15 protein-coding genes and 2 other annotated features (1 of these 17 only partly in view) are annotated in these 13,815 nt (G+C 35.3%); of the genes, 1 reads left to right on the top strand and 14 read right to left on the bottom strand.

The window, feature by feature from the left end:
* Positions 1–41: a binding site (T-box leader), on the bottom strand; it reaches 155 nt to the left of the window's first position.
* A 25-nt stretch (positions 42–66) separates the two neighbouring features.
* From FYJ55_RS00660 to FYJ55_RS00605, 12 genes are all read right to left on the bottom strand, one after another.
* On the bottom strand, positions 67–1,320 hold the full coding sequence (locus FYJ55_RS00660) for a peptidoglycan bridge formation glycyltransferase FemA/FemB family protein (protein ID WP_154555201.1): 1,254 nt from the start codon (positions 1,318–1,320) through the stop codon (positions 67–69).
* Positions 1,321–1,332: 12 nt separating this feature from the next.
* Positions 1,333–3,747 carry a leucine--tRNA ligase gene (gene leuS / locus FYJ55_RS00655; RefSeq protein WP_154555200.1) on the bottom strand — a complete coding sequence of 805 codons (2,415 nt, stop codon included), beginning with the start codon at positions 3,745–3,747 and terminating at the stop codon, positions 1,333–1,335.
* Positions 3,748–3,783: 36 nt separating this feature from the next.
* Positions 3,784–3,981 (bottom strand) — a binding site (T-box leader).
* Between the two features lie 18 nt (positions 3,982–3,999).
* Positions 4,000–4,398, bottom strand: a complete 399-nt coding sequence (locus FYJ55_RS00650; protein ID WP_154555199.1) for a hypothetical protein — start codon at positions 4,396–4,398, stop codon at positions 4,000–4,002.
* Entirely contained in the window at positions 4,349–4,741 is a 393-nt protein-coding gene (locus tag FYJ55_RS00645) for a prepilin-type N-terminal cleavage/methylation domain-containing protein (protein WP_154555198.1), read from the bottom strand. Before FYJ55_RS00645 ends, FYJ55_RS00650 begins: the two co-directional genes overlap by 50 nt.
* Positions 4,704–4,865, bottom strand: a complete 162-nt coding sequence (locus FYJ55_RS00640) for a hypothetical protein (protein ID WP_154555197.1) — start codon at positions 4,863–4,865, stop codon at positions 4,704–4,706. Before FYJ55_RS00640 ends, FYJ55_RS00645 begins: the two co-directional genes overlap by 38 nt.
* Complete coding sequence (locus FYJ55_RS00635; RefSeq protein ID WP_154555196.1) at positions 4,852–5,244, bottom strand: prepilin-type N-terminal cleavage/methylation domain-containing protein; 393 nt, start codon at positions 5,242–5,244, stop codon at positions 4,852–4,854. The genes FYJ55_RS00640 and FYJ55_RS00635 overlap by 14 nt, the downstream gene beginning before the upstream one ends.
* Positions 5,222–5,521: a competence type IV pilus major pilin ComGC gene (gene comGC / locus FYJ55_RS00630; RefSeq protein WP_117571621.1), complete on the bottom strand. Its 300-nt coding sequence runs from the start codon at positions 5,519–5,521 to the stop codon at positions 5,222–5,224. The genes FYJ55_RS00635 and comGC overlap by 23 nt, the downstream gene beginning before the upstream one ends.
* 14 nt (positions 5,522–5,535) lie before the next feature.
* Entirely contained in the window at positions 5,536–6,483 is a 948-nt protein-coding gene (locus FYJ55_RS00625) for a type II secretion system F family protein (protein WP_195836624.1), read from the bottom strand.
* Complete coding sequence (locus tag FYJ55_RS00620; protein WP_154555194.1) at positions 6,443–7,435, bottom strand: ATPase, T2SS/T4P/T4SS family; 993 nt, start codon at positions 7,433–7,435, stop codon at positions 6,443–6,445. The genes FYJ55_RS00625 and FYJ55_RS00620 overlap by 41 nt, the downstream gene beginning before the upstream one ends.
* Positions 7,436–7,479: 44 nt before the next feature.
* On the bottom strand, positions 7,480–8,103 hold the full coding sequence (locus FYJ55_RS00615) for an MBL fold metallo-hydrolase (RefSeq protein ID WP_154555193.1): 624 nt from the start codon (positions 8,101–8,103) through the stop codon (positions 7,480–7,482).
* 39 nt (positions 8,104–8,142) lie between these two features.
* Entirely contained in the window at positions 8,143–8,292 is a 150-nt protein-coding gene (gene rpmG / locus FYJ55_RS00610) for a 50S ribosomal protein L33 (RefSeq protein ID WP_003864966.1), read from the bottom strand.
* 79 nt (positions 8,293–8,371) lie between these two features.
* Positions 8,372–10,447 carry a peptidoglycan D,D-transpeptidase FtsI family protein gene (locus tag FYJ55_RS00605; protein WP_229771016.1) on the bottom strand — a complete coding sequence of 692 codons (2,076 nt, stop codon included), beginning with the start codon at positions 10,445–10,447 and terminating at the stop codon, positions 8,372–8,374.
* 102 nt (positions 10,448–10,549) lie between these two features.
* Between FYJ55_RS00605 and ispG the strand changes: the two genes are divergently transcribed.
* A complete protein-coding gene (gene ispG, locus FYJ55_RS00600) occupies positions 10,550–11,599 on the top strand; it encodes a flavodoxin-dependent (E)-4-hydroxy-3-methylbut-2-enyl-diphosphate synthase (protein WP_154555192.1) in 1,050 nt (349 codons plus the stop codon).
* 6 nt (positions 11,600–11,605) lie between these two features.
* Here ispG and FYJ55_RS00595 read toward each other — a convergent pair whose 3' ends face one another.
* Together FYJ55_RS00595 and FYJ55_RS00590 are read right to left on the bottom strand one after the other, a co-directional pair.
* Entirely contained in the window at positions 11,606–12,445 is an 840-nt protein-coding gene (locus tag FYJ55_RS00595) for a deoxyribonuclease IV (RefSeq protein WP_154555191.1), read from the bottom strand.
* Positions 12,442–13,764, bottom strand: coding sequence for a DEAD/DEAH box helicase (locus FYJ55_RS00590; RefSeq protein WP_154555190.1), 1,323 nt, complete (start codon positions 13,762–13,764; stop codon positions 12,442–12,444). Before FYJ55_RS00590 ends, FYJ55_RS00595 begins: the two co-directional genes overlap by 4 nt.
* Positions 13,765–13,815 lie beyond the last annotated feature (51 nt).

Genomic DNA, 13,815 nt, shown 5'->3' with positions numbered 1-13,815 from the left:
AAATAGATAATCTGTGTACTCTTTCTTATCATAGCGAATTTATTATATCGAATCTAGAATCTAAACTCAATAAATATGTTTTAAATTGTTGTAAATTTTAAAAATAAATGGTTTACATGGAAGGATGAAGTTACCAATATATTCACGTACAACCGCATTATAACCACGCTTGTAGTCAAATACACCATACCCTTCTTCATCCTTATGAAAGTATCCACTAATCCCATAGAAATTATATAGATCATAGCCTTCATCAATAGCTTCTTGAATCATCTTCCATTGAATCGCATAAGGGCCTCTAAAAACTCTATGTTCATAGTTACTAGAACCAACTAGATATACGATTTGATGTCCATATTTGACAAATAAACAACATGCCAAAGGAATCTCTTTACCATACTCTTGTTTCAATTCTTCAATATGCGAAAGCTTCTTCAGTAAAGAATTGTAGTATTCTTCATCCGTCTTTAAACGTTTTTCCTTTTTGACATTACCAGGATTCTGTTCCAGGAAAGCCTTTGTCTTTTCAATATCTTTTGAAGTCTTATCAAACTCACTTTGCATCTTAATCGCATAAGCATCTAGATCGAGATAAGACAATACCGTTTCAATATGGGATTTGCCATAAAATTTATATAAATCTTTATAGTAATCCAAACTCATAGCTTCAAAGTCTTGTCTTTCACTGGTTTCCTTTTCCATTTCATCCAGTACATCTAATTGATCTTCATTCAAGACACGCGTCTTCACACAATATTTTTCATAAGTACGAATGTCTTGTCGTGTCTGATATGAAAACTCTTTAAAGATTTCTTCTTTTGTCTTACCTTTTAGATTCAAAACAGAAACCCAGCGACACTCTTTAGAGATGTCATAGCCTGGTTTCATTGGCAAATGTAAAAAGCCAGCTGCCTTTAGATTTTCTACGACATCTTTGTTGTCGTAACCATTCTCAACGATATTTCCGTCTTTGTCTCTTTGTACAAATTCAATGCACGGATCAATTTCAGCATAGATCACATTTTTCTTTTTTAAATACTCTTTCAAAGAAGATGTAAAAGAAATCACATCTTCTTTTGAATGATAGTCCATAAAGAATCCTCTAGGAATATAACAATATTTAAATACTTTCATTAACGGCATACAGGCAATCATACTAAAGGCAACTGTCTTACCGTCTTTTATGGCTTCAATATATTCAACTTCCCATCCTCGCTGCGAGAATTTCATACCTTGATAGTCGGATTGAAGAAACTCTTTTTCATGAATCGTATCCAAATATTCATGATATTTTTGGATACTTATGGTTTTGATTTGCATAAACACACCTTCTTAGTTGGCAACAATGTTTACAACTTTACCCTTAACAACGATCACTTTACGAATTGTCTTTCCTTCAAGCTGGCGTTGAACTGTTTCAAGTTCCATCGCTTGTTTTTGAAGTTCTTCATTGCTAGAACCAACAGCCGCTTCAAATTTACCACGTACTTTACCATTGACCTGAACAACACAAGTGATTGTATCTTCCACTAATTTAGCTTCATCATATGTTGGCCAAGGCTCATACGCTATTGTAGATTCGTGACCTAATAATTGCCACATTTCTTCACCAATATGAGGTGTAATACATGAAAGCATCTTCACGATTCCTTCGGCATATGGTTTATAAACGGTGTCAGCCTTATATGCTTCATTCACAAAGATCATCATTTGTGAAATAGCTGTATTGAATCCTAATGATTCATAATCTTCGGTAACCTTTTTAACAGTCTGATTATAGACTTTATCTAATTTACCATCGTTTGTATCTGTGATTTTACCAGATTCAATAAATAAACGATAAACACGATCAATCCATCTTCTAGCACCATCACATCCAGCCATGGACCATGGTTTACTTTGTTCCAATGGTCCCATGAACATTTCATATAAACGTAGTGTATCGGCACCATATTTTTTTACGATGTCTGAAGGATTGACAACATATTTAGGGAATCGTTTTCCCATTTTAATTCCGTTTTCACCTAAGATCATACCTTGGTGTACTAATTTTTTGAATGGTTCTTTACATGCCACAATACCCTTATCGTATAGATAGTTGTTCCAGATACGTGAATACATCAAATGTCCTACCGCATGTTCTGGTCCACCCACATATAAATCAACAGGCATCCAGTGCTTTAATAATTCTGGATCGGCCAATTGTTTATCATTGTGTGGATCAATATAACGTAAATAATACCATGATGATCCGGCAGAACCAGGCATTGTACTTGTTTCACGAACACCCTTTACACCATTTTGGTTGTATTGTTTCCATTCTGTCGCATTTTCAAGTGGCGCTTTTCCATTGTGTCCCTTATAGTCTTCTAACTCCGGTAAAATCAACGGCAATTCTTCATCTGGAAGAACATAGTCCGTTCCATCTTCTAAGTGTACGATTGGTACTGGTTCTCCCCAATAACGCTGACGAGCAAAAATCCATTCACGGAAACGATAGTTTACTGTTTCTTTGGCAATCCCCATATCCACTAATTTTTTAGTGATAGCTACTTTTGCCTCTTCTACAGTAAGACCAGTAAATTCTTCGGAGTTGATTAGCTTGCAGCCTTTTCCTAAATAGTCCTGTTTTTCAAAGGCATGCTCACTTACGTCTTGTCCTTCGATAACTTGAATCCTGTCAATATTGTGGGCAATCGCATATTCAAAGTCACGTTGATCATGACTTGGTACAGCCATAACAGCACCCGTTCCATAATTTGCCAAAACGAAATCTCCAATAAAGACTTCAACTTCTTTGCCATTGACTGGGTTGATGGCTTTAATACCTTCTAGACGACATCCTGTTTTTCCTTTATTCAATTCTGTACGGTCCATTTCAGATTTTGAAACCGTTTCTTGAATATAAGCTTTTACTTCATCCTGATTTTTAATTCTAGGCATTAATTCCTGCACTAAATCTCCATCTGGTGCAAGTACCATGAATGTAATACCATAAATTGTTTCGATACATGTTGTAAAGATAGAGAATTTTCCTCCACCTACGATTTCAAATTGAACCTCAACACCCGTTGAACGGCCAATCCAGTTTCTTTGCATTTCCTTTGTCGATTCTGGCCAGTCAATTTCATTTAAACCTTCTAGTAATCGTTCCGCAAAAGCAGCCTGGTCGATACATAGTTGTTTCATATTTTTACGAACAACTGGATATCCACCACGTTCACTCTTACCATCGATAACTTCATCATTCGATAATACTGTACCCAATTCTTCACACCAGTTTACTGGCATATCTACATATTTGGCATAGCCATCTTTATACAATTGTTTAAAAATCCATTGTGTCCAATGATAGAATTCTGGATCAGATGTTGCGATCATTTTTGACCAGTCATAGTCAAATCCTAATTCCTGCAACTGTTTTGTGAAAGTCTTTATATTTGTTTGTGTAAAGCCATTTGGATTATTTCCTGTTTGAACAGCATATTGTTCAGCTGGAAGTCCAAATGAATCATATCCCATTGGGTGAAGCACATTATATCCTTGCATACGTTTCATACGCGAAACAATATCTGTAGCCGTATATCCTTCTGGGTGTCCAGCATGCAATCCGACACCACTTGGGTATGGGAACATGTCTAGTGCATAAAATTTAGGTTTTGAAAAATCCCAAACATCGGTTTTGAATGTTTCATGATCTGCCCAATATTTCTGCCATTTCTTTTCTACTTCTAAATGATCGTACATATTAGCCTCCTATTAAAATAAAAAACGTCCTTGAAATCTAAGGACGTTTGTACGCGGTACCACCTTAGTTCACAATTCTCATTGTGCCCCTCAAACTCTTTATCGCAGAGTATACGGATAACATTACTCATCAGCTCCTTAGCAAGTTCAAAGGCTGTACAATGCTAAATTTCACCAACTTTAGCTCTCTAAAAATTGTCATTTCCTTCTACTACTCTAATTCATCGCTATGCATCAATTTTATCTTTTTTTTCATTGTTCGTCAATATCAACCGAAACGATTGCCTTATCATCATAATAGATTTTCATTGAAACATCTAAATATGTACATTCAATAAAAGTCTTTTGATCTTCAAAATGCACATCTATATTCTGTATCCTTTCATCTTTGTCCTTTATTATTTTTTCACTCGTATGACATAACTTAATGCGATTATTATGATGGATCATATGCTTGGCATGATCTACAATGGATAGTTCAAGAATATTTTGTTGATTAGCCTTTAATAAATACACATTTTGAAGGGTACTCAACGATAAAAAGGATACAATCTGAAGCACTAGAAATAAACACACTAGACTTACTTCACTCGCATACCCATTAATAGAGTTCAAAGTCATAGGTTTTATTCTTCTTTTTGAACCAAACATAATATCCATCTTCTTTCTTATAAAATATAGCCTCATCAATTTGTTCCATATAGATTTCATAGCCAGGACTCTTCACAATACGATGCTTATCAAAATACAAGACCTTCTTTTCATGATTTAAAATATAACTTAGACAGTCCGATTCTATTTTCAAATCATTTGATTGTGCAAGTTCTCTTCTTAATTGTAAAACCGCAAATTGATTTTGCGTGTCCACATCCATATGGGCAAAGTGCAAAGCACAACGCATAAGCATACAGCCTAATAAACTGACTAAACTTGTGATAAACAACGCCAACAAAGCTTCAATCAGTGTAAAACCATTTCTTTTCAATTTTTTCATCAATCTTTAGATTCCTTTGAAAATATAAAGTATAAATACCATTCAACACCAGACTTGCACAAACCAAAATCACAAAGAACGCAAACAAGGCATCTTCGAGTAAAAAGCCATTATTCTTTTTCAAGACGAACCCTCCCAGCTCCAACCTGGAAAACAAGTTTCATTTGACTCGATGCATTTTGACAATGGAGTGACATAGCCTTAGACATGTTGCCCTTAGCATTGTAGTAAAAAGATACATGATCACACGCAATATCATGTGGTATTCCATATTCAATTTCATCAATATAGATCGAATCACCAATTTCAACATACACTTTTCGATGTTTTACATACGCTTTTTCCTGTGCCGTAATACATAGAGTCTGCAGATTTTTCATAAACACATATAAAGAAGAGTGCATCTTTGTAGAAAGCCCAAATCCAAGCATAGAAACAATAAGCAGCACCACTAACACTTCAACAAGGGTAAATCCATTCTTATTGGGATACGGCTTGCCCATCTACGATCACCACTTTACTATGATCCGGACATGTATCCTGTCCTTTTTTTAAATAACCAAAATCAATCAATTCCTGCACACTTGTTGGCGTTTCTAATTGATCGATTTCATATAACATGATTTGCGAGTTGACAATTTCAAGTAAAGCTTCACACCCCTTATTACGAATAATTTTTTCTTTTTGTTGAATATTTGGAAGTGTGATCAATAAAAGTAGCGCAACAATCAACATCACAATCATCATTTCAAGTATTGTAAAACCATTTTTCTTTTCCATTTTTCTTTCTCCTTTTAGAATTCATTTAACATATTGAGTGGCATCATCATAATTTGATAGACAATCAAAACTAAGATTCCAATACTGATATACGAAAACAATTGAATACCCGTCGATATCTTCTTGACAGACTTTTCTAAATCCACACTGCATTTCTTCATGTACAAGTCAAAAAAGACATGCATTTGGTTGCTCGTTAAGGCATAGACCAACATCTTTTTTAAATCCGAATCAAACACTTCGATTTCTAGAAAACTTTCTTCTATATTCTTTCCATTTTTTAAACATGCAAGAATTTCATTGGAAACCTTTCCAATAACACTAAAATCCATACACGCTAATGTTTCTAAAATTTCCTGCGTCGAAGTATAAGACTTGTCTAAAGCTTGATACATACATACAAATTGGAGCGATATCATTTTTTTCATTAACCGAAATGGACATTTCATTTTCGAATTGTATTTATAAAACAATACATAATAAAGAAACAAATAGAAGACAATGGACAGAATCGCAAATCCAAACCCCCACTTTAATAGATGGATAAACACAAATACCATTCTATCTGAAATGTAGTCTTTCATTTGAACAAGGACATAGTCTGAAAAGAATAGAATCATAAAGAACGCAAAGATCAATAAAAAGAACGGATAGTTAATCTTCTTTAAAAGTGTTTCAAAAAAAGTATTCGAACTTTTCTCAATTTTATTTATGCAATTTAACGAATCACTTAAATTTAATTTTTCAGATAGAATTCGTAAATATTTAAAATACAATTTCTTTTGATTTAGAGTAAATATTTCTTGAAGACTCATCCCTTCTTTTAAATACGTTATGATTTCTTCATCCTTTTTAAACGTTAAATGAATCAATGTATCTAATGGCAAGCCTTGATTCATCAACATCGCAAATTGTTCAATTTCATCCCGAAAAACCAAGACTATCGTATTTTGCCTGGGCATCCACGATATATCCTTTTTCAATACCTTCTGTAATCTTTTTAGATAAAGTTTTAAATTCTTTTGGATACCTTCCGTGTTCCAAGACATACTGCAACGTTTTTTGATCCATGATTTCATAAACACATACCTTAGAGTCACCTCTAGAATATAGGCGTTGCGAAATAATGGCCGTACAAACACTAGCCAGATCTTTCTTAGATACACCTAGATCTTCAAGACGACGAATACACTCCTTTCCATCTTTGGCATGAATACTCGTAAAAACAAAGTGACCAGTTAAACTCGCTCTCAAGACCATCTTTGCGGTATAGCTGTTTCTTGTTTCACCAATACAAATAATGTCAGGATCATGCCGCAACAATTGTTCAATACCGACATCATAGGTAAATCCCATACTTTCATTGATCTGCAGCTGCAAGTAAGAATCATCCTCAATCTCAATGGGATCTTCAAGGCTGACCACTTTATGCTTCTTGGTTTTGGCAATCTCATGAAGTAAGGCATGTAGCGTCGTAGTCTTTCCACTATTGGTCGGACCTACACTGATGACAAGGCCTTGTCTTAATGGCACAAGTGAATTGAAAAAATTCGTGTCTTCTTTCCATAAAGATAAAGCATTCAGTTCAATCGCATGCATCGTATTCAACATTCGAATAACACCCGTTTGCACGTTATGATTATTCAGCATACTGAAACGACAGAAGATTTCGTGATTATGAAATAAAATTTTGAATTGGCCACTCTGTGGAACATATGGACTGGTAAGATCCATTCTAGAAATGAACTTGAGATACTCAAAGAATGCGGGCTGCCAAATATCTTGGTAGACATCTAACATATCATTTTGCGTTCGAAGTTTGATCTGAAGCTTTTGATTCTGTACAACAAAATGAATGTCACTTGCCTTTTTTTCAATCGCATACGCAATGAGATCTTGTAATAAATCATCCATTTTTTATCACCCCCTTCTCATATACGAAAAAAAAAGCAGAAATTCTAATAAATTTCTGCATATTTTAAACTTTCGTTCCATTTTTTCTCTTGCGATAAAGAAGTGGATGGGCCATGACCTGGATATACTTTATAATCCTTGTCTAGTTGAACCAATTTTTTTAAAGATTGTTTCATACTGGATACAGAGCCTGTTGCCAAATCCATTCTTCCAATAGATCCTTGAAATAAAACATCTCCAGTAAATAAACAATCTTCAATTTTTAATACAGTTGAACCGATGGAATGTCCTGGACAATACATGGCTTCTATATCAAATCCTGCAATGGTGTTCTTTCCTTCTAAAATGGGTTTACATTTTACGACACATGTAACATCCATATAGAAGGCAGAAGATGAATTTAAATCGGGATCTTGAAGAAAATCAAATTCATTGGGATTTAAATACACATCGCAATGGAATGCATCCACAATCTTATCTACGCCTGAAATATGATCAAAGTGAGCATGTGTTAAAACAATGGCTTCTAGAGTGCATTCATTTTCTTTTAAGATGAATTCAAGGTTTGGATACATATCTGCAGGATCAATCAAGATAGCATGATGATTTTCCATCACCAAATAACAATTCGCCTGTACGGGTCCTAAGGGTTGTTGAAGTACTTTCATAGTCTAATACATAAAAAAGACCGAATAAAACGGTCTTTCTTACTTTTTCTCCTTATGTTCAGTCTGCTGATTGCATTTTGGACAATATTTTTTAACAGTCATACGTTCAGGATGTTTTTTCTTATTTCTTGTACCAATATAGTTTTCTTCACCGCAAACAGAGCACTTAAATGTAATACGATCTCTCATGTTCAGTCCTCCTCACATTAGTAATTACTAGTTGATTCTAGCATAACTTACAAGTCAATTTCAAGTCATTTCCAAAATTTTAACTCGCTGGATACAATTCAAAATATTTTTTCACCACTTCTGGCATAACAGCTGTTTGACAAATGTTTGGTGCAACGCTTTTAGTATTCATTGAAGAAGTCGGTGCCGAGCACGCAAAAGACATCGTTGGAGACGAACTTGGTGCATATCCAACCAGGTTTGCGGTTGTATAATCGCCAACTTCAGCTGTACCTGTTTTCGCCGATACTTCCACACCAATATCCTTTAGCTCATCCCCACAATAGCCAGAAGATACACAGGCTCTAAATCCTTGTTGCACACGCTCTAAATATTGTGCATTCTTTTCAGGTAATGTAGATTTAATTTTTTTGCCATTACTCATAACTACTTCACTCGAATTGACTTCTGTCGCATAGGCCATAAAGTGTGGTTCATATAAATTACCACCTGAGGCAATGGTTGTACCATAAGTAGCCAATTGAAGTGGTGTATACATATCAAACTGACCAATCGAATAGTTTAGTATCATACCTGGTTCAGAACCATAACCCATATAAGAGCTCGATTCATTTGGCGCATCCACACCCGTCTTGTTGCCTAGGCCAAACATCGAATAATAAGAACGCATTAAATTTAGCGTACCTTGAAGGTCTGCCACAGCTAATGGTTCTTTTTCTACATAGCTTGAGCCGGCTAAACGAATGGCTACATTAAACATATAAACGTTACTACTTACTTGTAGTGCAGATACATCATCAACAGGTCCATGGTCTTCATATGAACCAAATTCCTGACCACCAATATTCATAACTTTATCGACAATCACTTCACCTGGACTTACGACATGTTCACTCTCACCCATATAGACAGTAGCCCCCTTGATACAAGATCCTGGGTTCACTAAAGACATATAGTTACCAGCGGCAAAGTAGGTCATTTCTTTGGTATCTAGATCCATTTGATAGCCAGACATCGCAAGTACCGAACCATTTTTTGAATTTAAAACAGTCGTAAATAAAGATTGGAAGTTTTCACGATTTTTCGTACCCCCATTCTCACTCAAAGTATTCTTTAATACATTATCTAATGTAGATTGAAGATCTATATCAATTGACAAATGAATGTCATATCCTTTTTTGGCTTCCTGAATCACTTCTTTTTGCGCTAGCCCCTTTGAATCATAGGTGATCTTGGCAATTTCTGTGGTTCCTGCTAATAAATCATTATATTGATATTCTAGGCCTGATTTTCCAACACTCGCATTATATTGATAGCCTTTAGATAGATAATAACTGGCAAGCTCACTTGGTAATCCTTGGGTGCTTGTAGTAACACTACCTAAAACGTCGGATAAAGATTCGCCATATGGATATTCGCGTTTCCAACCTCCAAAATCAACGTCAAAACCAGGAAAATCCGTTTTATGTTCTACTAAATACGCGACATCATCATCACTGACATCTTCTAATACAACATTTTCTTGACCTGTACTTTGGTTGTCCACCATTCTTTGGTAGATGACACACATCTTTAGATCGGCCTGAGACATTTCTCCAATTTGTTTCTTACCAATACGATTCATTAAAATTTGATATCTTTTACTTTCAGCATCATCACCCCATGCCCCATTTTTATATTGTTTTAATTCTTTAGCAGTCAATAAATGATTGGCAGCATATTCATTATCACTTGGTGATAAGAATGATTTGTATGTGATATACGCTTGTTTTTTATCTTCATCCGTAAAATCTTTAGCACTGACACTGAAGACTTTTACAATACGCTTGGCATAAAGTTCATAGTCATCTTCATCAAAATTATTGGGTGAAGTAAAAACGATATTGTGACTGACTACTGTTTTAGCTAAGATTCTTCCCTTACAATCATAAATCTGGCCTCGTGGTGCCGATGTATATTGTTTGATGGACGTATAGTCTTCACGCTTGGCGGTATAGTCATTATATGAAATGATCTGCAGATAAAACAATCGTAAAAAGATGACCAAGAAACACACGACTATTATAAGCGTAAGTATCAATATACGATTGGAAATGACTTGATCAACAGATACATTTTGATTTGTCCTTTTCAATGTTTTTCTACTCTTTTTCAATTGGATCCCCCTTTGTACGAAACATTATATATTATACACGTTTCTAAGATGAAATGGAAAAAAAAGAAGGAATGGCGTATACTTTAGTCATGGAGGTTGTCTATGAAAAGAACTGAAACTCGTCAAGTAAAAGTAGGAAATCTTGAAATTGGACATAATAATCACGTCATTATTCAATCTATGTGTAACATAGAAACTAAAAAGGCCGATGAAGTTGTCAAACAAATTTTAAACCTTGAAAAAATGGGATGCGAATTGATTCGTGTCAGCTGTATGGATATGGAGGATGCCAAAGCCATTAAAGACATTAAGAAACAAATTCATATTCCATTAGTAGCCGATATTCATTTTGATTATCGTTTAGCCTTGGCATGCATTGATGCAGGCGCAGATAAGATTCGTTTAAATCCAGGTAATATTGGGGCTAGAGAAAATGTAGAAAAGGTTGTGAAGGCATGTAAAGAAAAACACATTCCGATTCGTATTGGAATCAATGGTGGTTCTTTAGAAAAGGATATTCATGAAAAATATGGTAGGCCAACAGCCCAAGGTATGATTGAAAGTGCAAAAAGACATGTACAAATTCTAGAAGATCTAGATTTCTATGATACGGTATTATCTTTTAAATCCAGTGATCCATTACTTTGTATTGAAGCCTATCGCTTTGCTGCCCAAACCTTTGATTACCCACTACACTTAGGTGTAACCGAAGCAGGTACTACAATGACAAGTGCCATTAAGTCCAGCTTAGCTTTAGGTACATTATTAAATGAAGGTATTGGAAATACGATTCGTATTAGTGTTAATGGGGCTCCTGAAAAAGAGATTCCCATTGTCAAAGAATTATTAAAAGATTGTAAATTGATTCAAAACGTACCGAATCTAATCGCATGTCCAACTTGTGGACGTACACAATGGGATATGGAACCGGCCGTAAATGAAATTGAAAGCTATCTTCAAACCGTCAATAAAGATGTCACAGTCGCCATCATGGGATGTGCTGTCAATGGTCCAGGAGAAGCAAAACATGCTGACATCGCCATTGCAGGCGGAAAAAAAGAGGGGTTATTAATCAAGAAGGGTGAAATCATTGAAAAGATTCCTCAAGACAAGATTGTGGCTCGTTTAAAGGAAGAAATTGATAAATTTTAAAAAATCTCAGCGCAATGCTGAGATTTCTTCTTTATAAGGCGCCTTTCCATCAATAAAAGGTGTCTCTAATATTTTTGTGACATGTTCTAATTTAGGATGATGCACAATGGAGTGCAATACATCAAAGCCTATATAGCCTTTTCCTAAATTTTCATGGCGATCCTTATGTGCACCGAGTGAATTCTTAGAATCATTGATATGCATACATAAAAGATTCTCTAAACCTAAAATAGAATCAAATTGATCTAAAACTTCATCAAAATGCGTAATATCATACCCGGCATCCCAAATATGACATGTATCCATACAATAACCAATACGCGATTTTTTATGGATTCCTGCATAGATCTTGGCTAACTGTTCAAAGGTAAAGCCACACTCATTCCCTTTTCCAGCCATCGTTTCTAGGGCAATCTTAACTTCTGTATCATCATGATCTAACACTTCATTTAAACCATTGATAATCCATTCAATACCTACATCCATACCCGCTCCTACATGACTTCCTGGATGCAGTACAAGTGTTGTTGCACCAATTTGAGAAACACGCTCTAATTCCGTTTTTAAAAAGTCTTGCCCAAACTGGGCTGTTTCTGGTTTTAGAGCATTCGCCAAGTTAATGATATACGGTGCATGTACAATCACGCGATCGATAGAAAAATTGTGTTCAGCCATATAGTCTTTGGCTTCTTTTATCTTTAATTTAGATACATCCACACGACGCGTATTGCTTGGAGGACCCGTATAAATCATACAAGCGTTTGCTCCATAGGATAGTGCTTCTTCAATAGCACCTTTAAAGTAATTTGGAGCTTTAAAAGATACGTGACTACCTAAATAGATCATGCGTCCATTCCTTTTTGGCGTTGTCTTTCTTTCGCACGCTCTTTTTGTTGGCGCTTAATATCCGACTTAATCATTTCACGACGCTTTCTACGTTTCATACGATCAATTTCCTGGCGTTGTCTTTTCTTATAGTTTGGTTTTACTTTCTTTTTCTTATGAACGATTTTTTCCACTTCTTCATGAAATTCATCCTTTTTCATTGGACGCTTGTTCACATATGGTTTTAAATCTACAAATTGTTTATTCTTTACATCCTGATGTTCAAATGCAATGCCTTGTTTGATTAATGACTGAATTGATTTCGTATCACTTTCTTTATATAAAGCGATACATAGTCCATCACGACTCGCTCTTCCGGTACGACCTGCACGGTGGATATAGAATTTTAAATCTTTTGGGAATCCACAACTAATAACGTGCGTAATTCCTTCTAAGTCAATTCCACGACTGGCAATATCGCTGGCGACAATGTAGCTTTTCCTCTGGCTTTGAATCATTTTAATGGCCTGCATACGTGCACGTGATTCAAGACCTGAGTGAAGTTCGACTAAATCATAGCCATTTTCACGCATGGTGTTCGCAATACTTTGAGCTTCTAGCGTAGTATTCGCAAAAATCAAACATACATAAGGTTGAATACATGGAAGTACGTCTAAGATCTTTTGTTCGTAGCTCTTATGCTTACAAGGAACTAAAATGTGTTTTACATCGCTTTGGAAAGCTTCTTCCTTTTTGATTTCAATAAATTCTGGATCATATAAATATTTCTTTAAGAATGGTTGTAAAGATTCTGGAATGGTTGCCGAGAAAACCATCATTTGAACCTTCTTATCCATCTTCGATAGAATTTCATCAATATCTTCTAAGAAACCAAATTCTAAGGTCATATCCGCTTCATCAATTACGACAATTTTAGCCGTATCCAAACGCAAGACATTATCTTTAATAAACATGTCTTTCATTCTTCCAGGCGTACCAATGACGATTTGTGGCTGCTTTTCCATTTGTGTCACTTTTTCCATACCACCTGTGACTAATTTTACGCGTACATTAAAGTGTTTGGCAATCTTACGGCAACGATCATACAATTGGTATGCAAGTTCTCTAGTTGGAGCTGAAATAACAGCTTGTACGCAGTCTTGATCAAAGTCTAGCATCTCAAAGATAGGCATAAAGAAAGCGTGTGACTTTCCTGATCCTGTACTGGATACACCAATGATATCTCTATTTTTATTTTTACGATTTAACACCTGTTCTTGAATCGGTGTTAAAGTTTTAAAACGTTCTAAGTCCATTATTTCTTGAATACGATTCTTCATAATTTTCACATCCTTACTTTAGTATTATCCCAAAATTCTTCCCATTTTACA

Origin of the sequence: Holdemanella porci (assembly GCF_009696075.1) — a bacterium.
In the GTDB taxonomy this organism is placed as follows: domain Bacteria; phylum Bacillota_I; class Bacilli_A; order Erysipelotrichales; family Erysipelotrichaceae; genus Holdemanella; species Holdemanella porci.
This window is presented reverse-complemented; position numbering and strand designations above follow the sequence as displayed.